This window comes from Nitriliruptor sp. (assembly GCF_040882075.1).
Classification (GTDB): domain Bacteria; phylum Actinomycetota; class Nitriliruptoria; order Nitriliruptorales; family Nitriliruptoraceae; genus Nitriliruptor.
Map to the genome: position 1 here is coordinate 45,215 of NZ_JBBEBZ010000204.1, position 14,620 is coordinate 59,834.

At 69.3% G+C, this 14,620-nt stretch carries 13 protein-coding genes and 1 tRNA gene; 9 read left to right on the forward strand and 5 right to left on the reverse strand.

Translation table 11 applies throughout. From position 1 onward, the window contains the following. Positions 1–31 precede the first annotated feature (31 nt). The 4 genes from WEB03_RS14765 to WEB03_RS14780 are packed head-to-tail and all read left to right on the forward strand — an operon-like array spanning position 32 to position 4,634. Complete coding sequence (locus WEB03_RS14765) at positions 32–1,363, forward strand: ABC transporter substrate-binding protein (RefSeq protein ID WP_368071682.1); 1,332 nt, start codon at positions 32–34, stop codon at positions 1,361–1,363. 55 nt (positions 1,364–1,418) lie between these two features. Next, positions 1,419–2,393: a carbohydrate ABC transporter permease gene (locus tag WEB03_RS14770; protein ID WP_368071683.1), complete on the forward strand. Its 975-nt coding sequence runs from the start codon at positions 1,419–1,421 to the stop codon at positions 2,391–2,393. After that, positions 2,390–3,319: a carbohydrate ABC transporter permease gene (locus WEB03_RS14775; RefSeq protein WP_368071684.1), complete on the forward strand. Its 930-nt coding sequence runs from the start codon at positions 2,390–2,392 to the stop codon at positions 3,317–3,319. Before WEB03_RS14770 ends, WEB03_RS14775 begins: the two co-directional genes overlap by 4 nt. Before the next feature lie 31 nt (positions 3,320–3,350). Next, positions 3,351–4,634: a DUF4032 domain-containing protein gene (locus tag WEB03_RS14780; RefSeq protein ID WP_368071685.1), complete on the forward strand. Its 1,284-nt coding sequence runs from the start codon at positions 3,351–3,353 to the stop codon at positions 4,632–4,634. 40 nt (positions 4,635–4,674) lie between these two features. Here WEB03_RS14780 and WEB03_RS14785 read toward each other — a convergent pair whose 3' ends face one another. Together WEB03_RS14785 and WEB03_RS14790 are read right to left on the reverse strand one after the other, a co-directional pair. After that, a complete protein-coding gene (locus WEB03_RS14785) occupies positions 4,675–5,649 on the reverse strand; it encodes an alpha/beta fold hydrolase (RefSeq protein ID WP_368071686.1) in 975 nt (324 codons plus the stop codon). 57 nt (positions 5,650–5,706) lie between these two features. Further along, positions 5,707–7,926: a putative bifunctional diguanylate cyclase/phosphodiesterase gene (locus WEB03_RS14790; RefSeq protein ID WP_368071687.1), complete on the reverse strand. Its 2,220-nt coding sequence runs from the start codon at positions 7,924–7,926 to the stop codon at positions 5,707–5,709. Positions 7,927–8,121: 195 nt separating this feature from the next. Between WEB03_RS14790 and metG the strand changes: the two genes are divergently transcribed. Both metG and WEB03_RS14800 read left to right on the forward strand, forming a co-directional pair. Further along, entirely contained in the window at positions 8,122–9,822 is a 1,701-nt protein-coding gene (gene metG / locus WEB03_RS14795; RefSeq protein WP_368071688.1) for a methionine--tRNA ligase, read from the forward strand. Between the two features lie 188 nt (positions 9,823–10,010). Beyond that, positions 10,011–10,655 (forward strand): hypothetical protein, encoded by a 645-nt coding sequence (locus tag WEB03_RS14800; RefSeq protein WP_368071689.1) that lies wholly within the window; start codon positions 10,011–10,013, stop codon positions 10,653–10,655. An 11-nt stretch (positions 10,656–10,666) separates the two neighbouring features. On the opposite strand, the gene WEB03_RS14805 is transcribed toward WEB03_RS14800, so the two are convergent. The 3 genes from WEB03_RS14805 to WEB03_RS14815 all read right to left on the reverse strand — a co-directional run bounded on the left by WEB03_RS14805 (position 10,667) and on the right by WEB03_RS14815 (position 12,286). Next, a tRNA-Arg gene (locus WEB03_RS14805) sits at positions 10,667–10,739 on the reverse strand. A 318-nt stretch (positions 10,740–11,057) separates the two neighbouring features. Continuing rightward, positions 11,058–11,873 (reverse strand): hypothetical protein, encoded by an 816-nt coding sequence (locus WEB03_RS14810; RefSeq protein ID WP_368071690.1) that lies wholly within the window; start codon positions 11,871–11,873, stop codon positions 11,058–11,060. A 161-nt stretch (positions 11,874–12,034) separates the two neighbouring features. Beyond that, complete coding sequence (locus WEB03_RS14815) at positions 12,035–12,286, reverse strand: hypothetical protein (protein ID WP_368071691.1); 252 nt, start codon at positions 12,284–12,286, stop codon at positions 12,035–12,037. Here WEB03_RS14815 and WEB03_RS14820 point away from each other — a divergent pair. The 3 genes from WEB03_RS14820 (at position 12,258) to WEB03_RS14830 (ending at position 13,732) form a co-directional block, all read left to right on the forward strand. After that, complete coding sequence (locus WEB03_RS14820) at positions 12,258–12,404, forward strand: helix-turn-helix domain-containing protein (protein WP_368071695.1); 147 nt, start codon at positions 12,258–12,260, stop codon at positions 12,402–12,404. The two genes, WEB03_RS14815 and WEB03_RS14820, sit on opposite strands and share 29 nt — an antisense overlap. Further along, on the forward strand, positions 12,382–12,900 hold the full coding sequence (locus WEB03_RS14825) for a hypothetical protein (protein WP_368071692.1): 519 nt from the start codon (positions 12,382–12,384) through the stop codon (positions 12,898–12,900). The genes WEB03_RS14820 and WEB03_RS14825 overlap by 23 nt, the downstream gene beginning before the upstream one ends. A 76-nt stretch (positions 12,901–12,976) precedes the next feature. Continuing rightward, the gene (locus WEB03_RS14830) at positions 12,977–13,732 is read left to right on the forward strand and encodes an IS30 family transposase (RefSeq protein WP_368071693.1); all 756 of its coding nucleotides are present in this window, start codon (positions 12,977–12,979) and stop codon (positions 13,730–13,732) included. The last annotated feature ends 888 nt before the right edge of the window (positions 13,733–14,620 follow it).

The window sequence follows — 14,620 nt, forward strand, 5'->3', positions numbered from 1 at the left end:
TCGCGCGGCACCCCACGCAGGAGGAACCCACGTGAGATCAGCACGACGAGACATCAGGCGGACGCTGGCAGCGACGGCGGCCATCGCTCTGTTCGCGGCGGCGTGCGGTGGCGATGGAGACGGCGGCGGTGACGGGGGTGAAGGCTCCGGCGCCGTCGGGTTGATGCACGGCATCACCGGCGAGCAGGAGCAGGCGGCGCTCCAGGCGGCGGTCGACGCGTTCGAGGAGTCGACGGGCAACACCGTCAACGTCGAAGCGTCACCGGACTTCGACACCACGATCGTCACCCGGACCACGGGCGGGAACGCCCCGGACGTCGCGCTCTACCCGCAACCGGGCGTGCTCGAGCGCATCGCTGCCGCGGGCAACGTGGTCCCGCTCGAGGAGGCCGGGGTCGACGTCGGCGCGCTCGAGGGTGACCTCATCGACGGCATGATCGACACCGGCACCTTCGAGGACGAGACCTACGGGGTCGTCGTCAAGCTGAACCTCAAGAGCCTGCTGTGGTACTCGCCCGCGGGACTCGACGACATCGGCGTCGAGGTCCCCGAGACGTGGGACGACCTCCAGGCGGCGGCCGACCAGTTCGCCTCGGACAACTCGGGTGACCAGAGCCGTGCGCCGTGGTGCATCGGCATGGAGTCCGGCGGTGACACCGGGTGGGTGGCGACCGACTGGATCGAGGACATCATGCTCCGGCTGCACGGGCCGGACGTCTACGACCAGTGGGTCGAGCACGAGCTCGAGTTCGACTCGCCCGAGGTCCGTGAGGCCTTCGAGATGCTCGAGGAGATCTGGTTCGATGAGGACCAGGTCGTCGGTGGCACCACCGCCATCCTCCAGACCCCGTTCCTGCAGGGCAACGCGCCGATGTTCAACGACCCGGCTGGGTGCCTCTTCCACCGCCAGGCGGGCTTCATCGCCGGCGAGTTCCCCGACGACGCTGAGCTCGGGACCGACTTCGACATGGCCTACTTCCCGGCCATCGACGAGTCCGTCGGCAACCCGGTGCTCTTCGCCGGTGACCTCGCCGCGATCCACACCGACAACCCGGTCGCGGCTGAACTCGTGGAGTTCCTCGCCTCCGAGGAGGGCCAGACCGCGTGGATGGAACACGAGGGCGCAGGTGCGTTGTCGGTCCGTTCCGAGATCGACCCCGGGATCTACCCGACCGAGGAGCTGACCCTGCAGGGTGAGATCCTGAGCGGTGCGGACTTCGCCCGCTTCGACGCCTCGGATGTCATGCCGGGCGAGGTCGGCACCGGCGCGTTCTGGACCGAGATCGTCGGGTGGCTCAACGGCACCCAGGACCTCGACGCGACGTTGCAGAACATCGACGCGGCGTGGCCGAGCGAGGCCTGATCCGGACGACGGTGGGGCGGCTCCGGGCCGCCCCACCCCGTGAAGGGAGAGCACGGTGAGCCAGTTGGTCTCGGCGGCGGCTGCGATCCTGTTCGGGGTCGGGGGCGTCCTCCTGCTGTTCTGGGTGCTGAACGCCGTGGTCGAGCGTATGCCCGAGCGGTGGGAGAGCCGACTCAAGCCGTGGGTGTTCATCGGCCCGGCCGTGATCGTCGTCACCATCTTCCTGGTGTTCCCCGCGCTCGACACCGTGCGACGCAGCTTCCTCGGCCCCGCTTCCGAGGAGTTCGTCGGGCTCGCCAACTACCGCTACCTCGTGACCGACCCTGGCGTACGCACCGCCGTCACCAACAACATCCTGTGGCTCGTGATCGTCCCGACCTTGTCGGTCGCCATCGGGCTCGCGGTGGCCGTCCTCGCCGATCGGCTCTCGGAGCGGTGGGAGAAGGTCGCCAAGTCGATGATCTTCCTGCCGATGGCGATCAGCTTCGTCGGTGCCAGCACCATCTGGCTGTTCATCTACGCCTGGCGGACCCCCGGCACGCCGCAGATCGGGCTGCTCAACGCCATCTGGACCGCCTTCGGCGGCACACCGATCCCCTGGGTCCAGAACCAGCTGGTCAACGACTTCGCGCTGATGGTCATCATGGTCTGGTTGCAGGCCGGGTTCGCCATGGTCCTGCTGTCCGCGGCCATCAAGAACGTGCCCGAGGACACCATCGAGGCGGCGCGCATCGACGGGGCGACCGAGGTGCAGATCTTCTGGCGGGTGACCGTCCCCCAGATCCGATCGACCATCGTCGTGGTCGGGACGACCATCCTGATCCTCGTGCTGAAGATCTTCGACATCGTCTACGTGATGACGAACGGCAACTTCGGCACCGACGTCATCGCCAACCTCTTCATCCGCAACATGTTCAACTTCGGACAGTTCGGCCACGCCGCCGTGCTGGTCGTGCTGCTGATCGTCCTGACCATCCCGTTCATGATCATCAACGTCAAACGGTTCCGCGAACAGGAGGCGCAACGATGAGCCAGGCCCCCGCCACTCCTGTCGCCGCCGAAGAGGGAGCCGACTCGGGCGTGACCCGCGGCGCGTCCGAGGGTGACGCGCAGCACGGACGACGTGGCCTGCTGCCGCGGATCGTCCTGCTGGTGATCGTGCTCATCTGGACCGTGCCGACCCTCGGGTTGCTGATCTCCTCGTTCCGCAGGGCGGACGCGGTCAACTCGAGCGGTTGGTGGACGGTCTTCGCCTCCCCCCTCGACTTCACCCAGTGGACGCTCGCCAACTACGACCAGGTCCTGTTCGGGTCGGGGATGGCCAACGCCTTCCTCAACACCATCGTGGTCGCGATCCCGGCGACGGTCATCCCGATCGCTGCGGCGGCGTTCGCCGCGTACGCGTTCTCGTGGATGGACTTCAAGGGCCGCGAGGTCATCTTCGTGCTCTTCGTCGGGTTGCTCGTGGTGCCGTTGCAGGTCGCGTTCATCCCGCTGCTCCAGATCTACGGCAACTTCGGCTGGAACGGCACCTTCCTGGCGGTGTGGCTCGCGCACGCGGGGTTCGGCATGCCGCTCGCGGTCTACCTGTTCCGCAACTACATGGGATCGCTGCCGCGCGAGGTCATCGAGTCGGCCAAGGTCGACGGTGCCAGCCACTTCGCGGTCTTCTGGCGGCTGGTCGTGCCGCTGTCCGTCCCCGTCCTCGCGGCCTACACCATCTTCCAGTTCCTCTGGGTCTGGAACGACCTGCTGGTCGCGCTGGTCTTCCTCGGCGGTCAGAGCGACGTCCAGGTGGTGACGCTGAACCTCTCGAACCTGATCGGTTCGCAGGGGCAGGCGTGGCACCTGCTGACCGCTGGCGCGTTCATCACGATGATCGTGCCCATGATCGTGTTCTTCACCCTCCAGCGGTTCTTCGTCCGTGGCCTGACCGCTGGGTCCGTCAAGGGCTGATGCGTGGCCCGAGAAGGGGTGGGTACGCGACGTGCGGTTCCAGCTCACAGCACGGACCGGGCACCCGGACTTCCTCGATCTGCCGTGGACGCAGACGCTGGCCGTTTGGGACCACGAACGCATCGTCGAGATGCCGATGGGCATCCACCGGCACGTGGTCCGCACCGTCCAGTACGACGATCGGCTCTACCACCTCAAGGAGCTGCCCCGCCGGTACGCCCTGCGTGAGTGGCGGTTCCTGCGCCACCTCAAGGAGGAGGGTGTCCCGGTCGTCGACGTCGTCGGTGTCGTGACCGCGCGCGACACCAGCGAGCACGAGCGGCTCGACCCGGTCCTGATCACCGAGCACCTCGAGTACTCGGTGCCGTACCGTCTGCTGTTCCAGCGACATGCGCACGAGGAGCTCCGCGAGCTGATGCTCGACGCGCTCGTCCACCTGCTCGTGCGGATCCACCTGAACGGCTTCCTGTGGCTCGACTGTTCGCTGTCGAACACGCTGTTCCGACGGGACGCCGGTCGTCTGTCGGCCTACGTGGTCGACACCGAGACCGGTGAGCTGCACGAGGACCTGACCGACGGCCAGCGCGAGTACGACGTCGAGATGGCGATCGAGAAGTGCGGGGGCGAGCTGCTCGACCTCCAGGCGGCGGGGATCCTCGGTCCGGACGTCGACCCGTTCGGCCTCAGCGACGAGTTCCGTCGGCGGTACGCGTCGCTGTGGGCCGAGCTGACCCGCGACGAGGTGTTCGCCGACGACGAGCGGTACCGGATGCAGGAGCGGCTGCAGGGGATCAACGAGCTCGGCTACGACGTCGACGAACTCGAGCTGGTCCAGGACGAACCGGGCGTCACCCGGATGGTGCTCAAGACCTCGGTGCTCGAACCGGGTCGCTTCCAGCGGCTCCTTCGGACGCTGACCGGTCTGGACGTCCAGGACCACCAGGCACGCCGTCTGCTCAACGACGTGCACAGCTTCGGGGCGTGGCTCGAGCACGAGGAGGGCCGCCAGCTGCCGGAGGCGGTGGTCGCCCACCGCTGGCTCGAGCGCTCCTTCGAACCCGTCATCGAACGCATCCCCGACGACCTGCGAGGGCGACGGGAGCCGCCCGAGCTGTTCCATGAGGTGCTCGCCCACTGGCACCACCTGTCGGAGGTCGAGGGAGCCGACGTCGACCTCTGGGCGGCGGCGGACAGCTACGTCGCCGACGTGCTCGCGTTCGCGGCCGAGGAGCGTCGCGTGAGCCCGGCCGAGGGGGACCCGGAGGTCCAGGGGTGGGTCGCTGATGTCCTCACGGGTGACGAACCGGACGGCTGACCCCAGCTGACCCCGGCTGATCCCGGCGAGGGCCGCGGTCTCAGCGCGGGAGTCGGTCGAGGAAGTCACGCACGACCCCGAGGAAGGCGTCGGGGCACTCCTCCTGCGGGGTGTGACCACAGCGCTCGAGTTCGACGTACTCGGCGCCGGGGATGGCGGCCGCGGTCCGCCGGTTCTGTCGGGGCGTGATGACCGGGTCGCTGTCCCCGGAGATCACCAGCGTCGGGACGTCGATGCGAGGCAGGAGCGTGGACAGGTTCGGGGGCGGCTCGGCAGCGAACAGCTCCCAGTAGCCGCGGTCCCACCCTTCGACCTGGAGCGGACGGGTGTAGGCCTGCACGTCGTCGTCGGTGGCGCGGGTGGGGTCGGCCCACGAGCCGGAGACCCGGTCGACGGTCACGTCGCCGGCCGCTCGTCGCACGATCCGTGGTCCGATCCGGCGGAGCTGCGGGGTGCGCATCACGGTGCGCAGGAACGTCGGTGGTCCGACGTCGCCGGTGATCGCCGGCGCGACCAACACGAGGGCGCGCACACGTTCCGGTGCCCGTGCGTAGGTCTCCAGGGCCGACGTCCCACCGGCGGACGAGCCGACGAGGACCGCGCGGTCGCTCTCGAGGTCGTCGAGGAGGTCGAGGGTGATGTCCACGGACGCGGCACGCGTGTACGGGTTGCGATCGGTCCACGTCGAACGGTGCGGGCGCTCGGTCAACCCGAACGCGGGACGGTCGAAAGCTGCGACCCGGCGGGTGTCGGAGAGCCCGGTCTGCGCGTGCCGCCACGTGGCGACGTTGCCGTAGAAGTGGTGGAGCAGGACGACCGTGGGCGCGTCGGTGTCGCCGGCCACCTTGTGGTGCACCTCGACGCCGCCGAGCCGTGCGAAGCGGCTGTCGTCGTCGGCGAGTTCGCGGTGGGGCAGGGTGTCAGGAGCGGGACTGGTTGGCACGAGCAGCGGACCTCCGGCCACGAGGACGAGCAGGGCGGACAGGGAGAACAGGAGGCGGTGACGTGTGGCCATCCTCGCGGGTTCGGAGCCTGCCCTCGTCGGGATGGGCCCGCCACCGGCCAGCGGGTCTCACCGACGCACGCCTCGGGCGACGGTGAGCGGTGTGAGGTCGAGCTCGTCCGCCGGGCGCGGGTGCGAGAACAGGTACCCCTGCGCGGTCGGGCACCCGAGGTCGGCGAGGATGTCACGGACGGCCTCGGTCTCGACCCCCTCGGCGATGATGCCGAGGTCGAGCGACCGCGCGAGCTGGATGGTCGAGGCCACGATCGCGCATGCACGCTGGTCGACGTCGATGTGGCCGACGAACGAGCGGTCGAGCTTGAGCCCCGCCAGACCCTGGAGGTCGCGCAGGTAGCTCATCGACGAGTACCCGGTCCCGTAGTCGTCGACCCACAGCTCCAGCCCACGGTCGAGCAGGGCGGAGATCACCCGCTGTGCCCGCGACGGGTCGACGATGAAGATGTCCTCGGTCAGCTCGAGGGTGATGGCGGACGTCGACAGGGAGGTCCCACCGAACAGCGCATCGAGCTGGTCGGGGAGCTCGACGTCGAGGAGGTTGGTGACCGACAGGTTGACCGCCGTGCGGAGCGCGTGGCCGTCCGCGTGCCACACCGCGGTCTGCTCGATCGCGCGCTCCAGGACCTTCGAGGCGAGCTGTCGCATCAAGCCGCCGCTCTCGGCGTCGGGGAGGAAGTCCGCGGGCGCCAGCAGGCCCTCGCGGGGGTGTTCCCACCGCACGAGCGCCTCGACGCCGACGATCTCACCCGTCGCCAGCTGGACCTGGGGTTGGTAGTGCAGGACGAGCTGGTCGGCGTCGATCCCGCGTCGGAGCTCGTCGACCGTCCGTCGCCGCCTGTCGCCGGTGACGTGTCGGCGCGGGTCGTAGACGCGAGGTCCCGACCCGGTGCTCTTCGCGTCGTACATGGCCAGGTCCGCGAGCCGGAGCAGCTCGGCGCCGTCGGTCGCGTCCCCTGGGCAGGTCGCGATGCCGAGGCTGACGTCCATGGCGAGCTCGCCCGGCCCGACCGCCAGCGGGACCCGCACGCTGGCCGCGAGCCGTTCCGCGACCTCGGTGGCCGCGTCCGAGCCGGTCCCCTCCATCACCACGGCGAACTCGTCCCCCCCGATCCGTGCGAGCAGGTCACCGTCCCGGACGGCCCCGGCCAGCCGTTGAGCGACCAGGCGCAGGACCTCGTCACCGTGTGGGTGGCCGTAGGTGTCGTTGATCTCGCGGAACCCGTCGAGGTCCAGCACGATCATGGCCACCTCCGCGTCGTGGCTCCGGTCGGCCAGCGCCTTCGCGAGGATCTCGTTGCAGGCGCGTCGGTTGGCCACCCCAGTGAGGTCGTCGGTGCGAGCGACCCGGTGCAGCTCGACGGCGGTCCGCACGATCCGGAAGGTGACCGCCGTGCGGGCGATCGCGGCGAGCACGCCGGCCGTCGCCAGCCCGACCGCTGCGACCGGTACGGGCGCGCCGGTGGCGACCACGAGGATGGTGAGGCACACCAGTGCAGCGGTGATGGGTGCCACCAGACGCGGGAGCGGCAGCGCGCCGTCTCGGTCGGCCGTCCGATCCGGAGCCCACGCGGCGACCGCCACGAGGGCCGACCCGACCAGCGACACCGCCGACAGCGGTGCGAACCACCCGGGACCGAACCCTCCCGTGGCTGCCACCTGCAGGAAGACCACGTCCACGGCGGCGATCGCCGCGATGCCCGCGGCCAGCAGCCACACGACCGAGGATCGGAACCCACGGCCGGCCGCGAGCAGCCCGGCGAGGACGACCAGGAACGTGATGTCGACCCCGAGGTAGGCGAGGTTGACGACCACCGCGGTGAGCGACGCCGAACCATCGTCGACGACCTGCGAGATGGTGGGGTGGATGTAGGCGACAACGGCGGCCGCTACCGCCAGCGATGCGACCAGAGCATCGAGGACCAGCGGCAGCGAGGTGGTCCGTCGACGGCCCAAGGCGAGCACCCCGACCGCCCCGAGCAGTGCCGCGTAGGAGACCAGCCACCAGGCATCGGCGATCGACGGGTAGGGCGGCGAGTCGAGCGGTCGGACCCAGAACGCGAACGTCACCACTCCGAGGCTCCGCGTGACGAGCGCGACGGCGACCCAGGCCCACAGGGCCCGGTCGAGAGCCGACCGCGTCGGCCGGAGCACGATCAGCAGCGCTGCCAGCCCGTGGCCGACCAAGCGCGAGCCACCGTCGAGGAGGGTCGAGTAGCCGGGTTCTGGACGCCACACCGTGGAGATCCCGAACACCACGACGACGACGATCAACCCGACGCGGAGGACACGGACGAGCCGGTCCGGGTCGACCGAGGCCGCGTTCGGTCCAGCGAGACCGTGGCTCGCTGACCGTACGGAAGCCCTCCGCTCCACGTGGTGCTTTCTTCCGGGCGCGAACCTACCGCGCCGGGTCCACCCGCCGCAGGCGGTCACGGAAGGTGCCACGGCGGCCGTTACGCTCGACGCATGAGCGCAGACACCCCCACCTCCCCGTCCTCCGCCGCGACCGGCGAGGGTCGCCACGTCCTGGTCGCGGTCGCGTGGCCGTACGCCAACGGTTCGTTGCACCTCGGCCACCTCGCCGGCGCCTACCTGCCGGCCGACGTGTTCGCCCGCTACCACCGCATCGCGGGGTCGCGCGTGCTGATGGTGTCCGGCTCGGACGCGCACGGCACCCCGATCACGGTGCGCGCCGACAACGAGGGTGTCACCCCCCGTGAGGTGGTCGAGCGCTACCACCCGGAGTTCCTGCGCTACTGGGACGAGCTCGGGATCAGCTTCGACCTGTTCACCTCGACGATGACCGACAACCACCACGAGGTCACCCGGGAGATGTTCCAGGCGCTCCGCGACAACGGCTACCTCGAGATCCGCACCACCGAGCAGTTCTACGACCCCGAGGTGGAACGGTTCCTGCCGGACCGGTACGTCGAGGGGACCTGTCCGAACTGTGGCGCGACCGACGCCCGCGGCGACCAGTGCGATACCTGCGGCAAGACCCTCGACCCCGGCGACCTGATCGACCCGCGTTCGAAGCTGTCGAGCGCGACGCCCGAACCGCGCCCGACCGACCACTGGTTCATCCTGCTGTCCAAGCTCGAGTCGCAGGTCGCCGAGTGGCTCGCGACGCGGGAGGGCTGGCGCAACCACGTCATCAACTGGGCGCAGGGGTTCGTCCGAGGTGGGCTGCACGACCGGGCCATCACCCGCGACCTCGCCTGGGGCGTCGAGCTCCCGGAGGACGCGGGGCTCGACAACCCGCAGGACAAGCGGATCTACGTCTGGTTCGACGCGGTCATCGGGTACCTGTCGGCGTCGAAGGAGTGGGCGCAGCTCCAGGGCGACCCGGACGCGTGGAAGGCGTGGTGGCAGGACCCGTCGGCCGAGAGCTACTACTTCATCGGCAAGGACAACATCCCGTTCCACGCCGTCTACTGGCCGGCGCAGCTGCTCGGCGCGGGGGACCTGAACCTGCCGACCAACGTGCCGGGCAACCAGTACGTGACGTTCAAAGGCGAGAAGGCGTCGAAGTCCAAGGGGGTCGGAGGGTCGCTGCTCGACGAGCTCGAGCTCTACCAGCCCGACGCGCTGCGGTACGCGATGGCCACGAACCTGCCCGAGTACAACGACGTCGACCTCACCGCCGACGAGATCGTCCGGCGGATCAACGACGAGCTGGTGGCGGCCTGGGGCAACCTCGTCAACCGGGTGCTGGCGATGACCGGCAAGCAGTTCGACGGGATCGTCCCTGAGCCGGTCGACACCGACGAGCGGGACCTGGCGCTCCTGGCCGAGGTCGACGACCACCTCGCCGCCGCGCAAGGTCTGCTGGAGCAGGTCGAGCTCCGCCGCGCCCTCAAGGAGGCGATGGCGGGCGCGCAGGCGGCCAACGTCTACCTCAACGCGCTCGAGCCGTGGAAGACGGCCAAGACCGACCGCGCGCGGACGGCGACGACCCTCTGGACCGCGGTGCAGGCCATCGCCGGGCTGAACGTGGCGTTCGCGCCGTTCGTCCCGTTCGCCAGCGCGGAGCTCGATCGCTGGCTCGGTGGCGACGGTGATCTGCGTGGCCGCGGCTGGGTCCGTCCCGAGGTGGCTGCGGGGACGAAGCTCGGCACCCCGACGCCGCTTTTCCGCAAGGTCGAGGTGGCCACCGACGAGGCTTGAGCCAGCCTCGGTCGGACCGACCGAAGGTGGCTCGGACGTCCGAACGGCAGGGGTGCGGCCACCGCCGGGTGGGGGTGGCCGCTGCCTGATCGGACGGTCGGGGGCGTGCGTTCCCCTGCCGACCGGACGGAGGCCGGATCGCGGTACACGGGCAAGCTGACCTCCAGCATCCAACGATGGAGAGTCCTGTGGAACTTTCAACCACGATGATCATCGCGATCGCGGTCGCCGCCGTCGTCGTGCTGGCGGTCATCGCCGCCATCGTCGTCGCGGTGAAGAAGCGCAAAGCCAAGCGCGATCAGCTCAAGCAGCGCTACGGAGCCGAGTACGCGCGGACCGTGGACGACGCGGGATCGAAGCGCAAGGCCGAGGAGCAGCTCTCCGAGCGGGAAGCGCGGCGCGAGCAGCTCGACATCCGGCCGATCAGCTCCGGACAGCGTTCGTCGTTCCGGGGCCGGTTCGAGGCGCTCGAGTCGAGCTTCATCGACAGCCCCGAAGCGTCGGTCCGCAGCGCGGACGCGCTGCTCGATGAGCTCGCCGAGACCCGCGGGTACCCGGAGGCGGCCGCGGACCAGCGGCTCGAGGACCTCGCGGTCGACCACCCCGCGGCCGTGGACCGCTACCGCAAGAGCCGCCCCCGTACCGACCGCGACGGACCGGTCCCGACCGAGCAGTACCGCCAGGCCCTGATCGGGTCGCGCGCCCTGTTCGAGGGTCTGCTCGGCAAGGACGACGCTGGCGATGCGGGTGTGACGCCGCCGTTCGAGGCCGCGGACCGTGACGAGAGCTCGAACAACGGTCACCGCGACGCGGCACGGACGACCGACGCCTGACCGGAAGAACGCGCCCTCGGCAGGATTCGAACCTGCGACCTACCGCTTAGGAGGCGGTTGCTCTATCCCCTGAGCTACGAGGGCAGGACTTCCGCGGGAACCTCCGCGAGTCCGACCATCGTGGACCCGCCCTGCAGAAGGTGGGGGGCAGCTTACCGACGGCAACCAGGTGACCGGGTCCGCTGAGGCGTTAGCAAACCTACTCGTTCCCGACCGCAACGGCCGGCCAAGGCGTCGTGAGCCAGCTGCATTCTCGGGATGCTCTGGCGTTTGTCGAAGAGCCGGAGTGCTGAGGTGGGTGGGGTCGCAGGCCCGGTGACGACCTTCCCGGCAGCAGCCGCCGAGCGTCATGGTCCCGTCAACGTCTACGCCCTGATGACCTGACGATCTGGTCCTGTCTTCTCAGAGCTGCAACGGGCTCGTGTGGTCGGCCATGAACCCGTCGAACTCCGGCAAGGTCGTCCAGTCGAGTTTGGCGCCGAGGTCGAGGTTGAGCTGGACCATCGCATCCAAGGCGTCGGCTGCGTAACCATCGGCGAACGCGTTCTCGAGCCGATCCATCGCAGGCACCAGGGTCGACTCGAAGACCTCGACTTCGGTGGCGATGGTCGCCTCGACTGTCAGCCGGCACCCTCGAGTCGCATGATCGCAGTCATGATCTCGTCCTCGATCGAGGCGAGGCGTTCTTCGGCTGCGTCGGCATCCGCAGCGGCGACGCGGGCGAGCTTGAAACCCTCGATCACGATCGCGGAGGTGATGTATCCGGCGGTCAAGCCCGACCAGTGCGCCCACGACAGGGACCGGGACGACCGCCTGGCCGACGATGCCGAACGCCCAAGCACCGGTGTTGCGTAGAGCCATCTCTCCGCACCGATCGATCAGCTCAGCTCGGGATATCCGGCCGAGCGCGTAGTCGTAGGCCGCCTGACCGGTGGAGACCACGGCACTGGCGATCGCCACGGGCGCGGTCGTCGCGGCCAGGGGCGAGAGCATCTGGCTGTCGCGGGCACCGATCTGGATCACCTGGGCGAGACCGGATGTGGTCCCCGACCTGACTGCAGCGGTTGCCGACGTCGTAGCGATCTCGACGATCGACTCAGCGATGCTGAGTTCACCGTGTCTGACGGCAAGGCCGAGCCGGAGGGACTGCGCTGCTGCGGTGAAAACACCGCCAGCGGCGGCACCAACCGCAGCGGACGCCAGGGTCTCGTCGACCATCGAACCGACCCGCTGCTCGCGGAGCCATCGGGTGGGGTCGTCCCCTGCTTGCTGGGCCTCGGCGCGACTGGTCCCGCCCGAGCTGACACCGCCGTGGTGCAGTTCACCCGTCAAGTTCCGTTCCACGTCGCGGTAGCCGGCGATGTGGATGCCATCAGGGTTCATACCGAGGCGACGGCTGAGTAGATCTCGGACGTCCGCGACCCGGTCGGCGGACGCCAGACGTTGCATCCCGTCGTACTTCTCCGCCTTGAACTGGTCGATGGCGGCGCACCGTGCGCTGCGTAGACCGGCCGGCCCGAGATCTCCGACACGGCGCTCAGCTCATAGCCATCTGGCCGTAGGTGACGGTTGTAGGACTCGACGAGTCGCCGTGCCGCCACGATCCCCACGCGGGCTGGGCGGCATCTCACCCTCGAGGACCGCGAGGAGATCTCGCGCGGGCTGGCGGCCGGCGACTCGCTGCGCCAGATCGCGGGCCGGCTCGGGCGGGCCCAGCCTGGGGAAGGTGGAGCGCGCGACCATCGGTGACAACCGGTTCCTGCGCACCACCAAGTCCGGGCTGCTTCGTATCAACCGGACCGCCATCACCGCTGACGCCAAGCTCGACGGCAAGTTCCTGCTGCGCACCTCGGATCCGACCCTGTCCACCGAGGACGTCGCGCTGGGCTACAAGCAGCTGCTCGAAGTCGAACGTGGGTGGCGAGATCTCAAGCTCTACCTCGATCTTCGACCCGTTCGGCATCAGCTCGAGGAGCGCATCCGGGCGCACGTACTGCTGTGCTGGCTCGCGCTGCTGATCACCCGCATCGCCGAGAACGCCTGCGACGACACCTGGCGCAACCTGCGCCACGAACTCGGCCAGCTCGCCGCCATCGAACATGCCGGCAACGCCGGCCGCCTCGTCGAGACCACCCAACCCACCGCCCGTCACGCCCAGATCTTCGACGCCGTGGGCATCAAGGCCCCGCCCCGGTTCCTCGACATCACCCCGCCTGAAGCGGCTCCCACGCGGCCCGGCGACTAGGCACTACACGTGCCAGCGTCACCGCCGGCCAGATCTGGCCGTAACACCCCTCTCCGCGTGCTCACACGGCAGATTCGTGTGCCTCGCCACGAACATCAACTGTCGAACTCCGGCTGAGCAGATCGCCGGCTGGCTCAAGCGCACGTATCCGGATGACGCGGAGCTGCAGGTGTCGCACGAGACGATCTACCGCACGCTGTTCGTGCAGTCCCGTGGCGCGCTCAAACGTGAGCTGACCGAGCATCTGCGCACGAAGCGACGGATCCGCCGGCCCGGTGGTCGCAACTACCGGCGCACCGACGGTCGTGGGCAGCTGGTCGACGTCGTCCACATCTCGCAGCGGCCAGCGGAGGCCGCGGATCGGGCGGTGCCTGGCCACTGGGAAGGTGACCTGATCTTGGGCAAGGGCATGTCCGCGATCGGGACGCTCGTCGAGCGTTCGACCAGGTTCTTGCTGCTGATCCACCTCGAGAGGATCAAGTCCGAACACGTGGTGGGCGAACTCACCCGGCACGTGCAGACCCTGCCCGACCAGCTCCGCAGGTCGGTGACCTGGGACCAGGGCAAGGAGATGGCCCTGCACGCCAACTTCACCATCGACACCGGCATCCAGGTCTACTTCTGCGACCCCAAGAGCCCCTGGCAGCGCGGCACCAACGAGAACACCAACGGGCTGCTGCGCCAGTACTTCCCCAAGCGGACCGACCTCAAGCCCTACAGCCAGGCCGACCTCGCCGCCATCGCCGCCGAGCTCAACGGCCGACCCCGCAAGACCCTCGAGTTCATGACACCATCAGAGAAGTTCGCAGAGGCTGTTGCAGCCACCCGTTGAGCCCGCAGGCGTTCTGCCTTGGTTGGTCCGGAACTCGTAAGCCTCGATTGCGAGCGGAGTTGTGGAGACCTCGGATCGAGCGCGCACGTCCGGCGTCGGTGCGATGATGGCCCGCGCTGTCGTCACCGGCTGTCGGGGTGGGCGGCGGACGCGCCTGGGGAGGCGGAGGCGTGGACCGCGAGGAGATCGTCGCGCAGTGGGAGGCCTTGCACGGCCAGCTCAGCGACCGTCACCGAAGTGTGTTCCTCGCCAGGACGGAGGTCGACCAACTCGTCGCGCTGCCGCGTGTTTCGGTTGAGGTCGGTCTGTTGGTGGGACCGAAGCTGACCGCAGTGTTGCGCGCCGCCACCCGTCATGCGCGTGAACTCGATCAGGCCGCGGCTGAGGCAGCCACAGCGTTGCGCGCCCATGCTCAGCAGCTCCGCGCCGCTGGCGCCAACCCCGCGACGCCGACGCCTCCCGCAGCGCGTCCACGGCCGGCCAAGCGACGCTGCGTGTGCTTGGTCTGCCGTCGCGAGTTCGTCGCGACGCTCTCCGCTCGCGAACCCGTGACGTGCCGGGCATGCGGCCGCAACGACGAGGTGCACCCGGTGTGCCGCGGCTGCGGAGCTCCGGGTAGCTGGCTGCTGGGCGGGGCATGCCAGCGTTGCCATGACGTGCGGCAGGTCGCCTCGGACGCAGCAGGTTCCCGCGCGAGCGGACCCGGCGGCGTCCCGGCGCGGGCAGCGGGGAGACGCAAGCGCACGTGGACCAGCCAGCTCGTTGAGGGTCCCGAGAGCGACGGGTCGGTGTAGTCACCGCGGCCTTCTGCATCGAACTCGGGCCAGGTATCTAAACTGGTTGCAGCTGACCGCCAGCGATCACAGCCCGCGACGCGACGCGCCCTCT

Coding starts and splice junctions, on each gene's coding strand:
- metG (WP_368071688.1), top strand. CDS start 8,122: ATGAGCGCAGACACCCCCACCTCCCCGTCCTCCGCCGCGACCGGCGAG.
- WEB03_RS14775 (WP_368071684.1), top strand. CDS start 2,390: ATGAGCCAGGCCCCCGCCACTCCTGTCGCCGCCGAAGAGGGAGCCGAC.
- WEB03_RS14810 (WP_368071690.1), bottom strand. CDS start 11,873: ATGGTCGACGAGACCCTGGCGTCCGCTGCGGTTGGTGCCGCCGCTGGC.
- WEB03_RS14785 (WP_368071686.1), bottom strand. CDS start 5,649: ATGGCCACACGTCACCGCCTCCTGTTCTCCCTGTCCGCCCTGCTCGTC.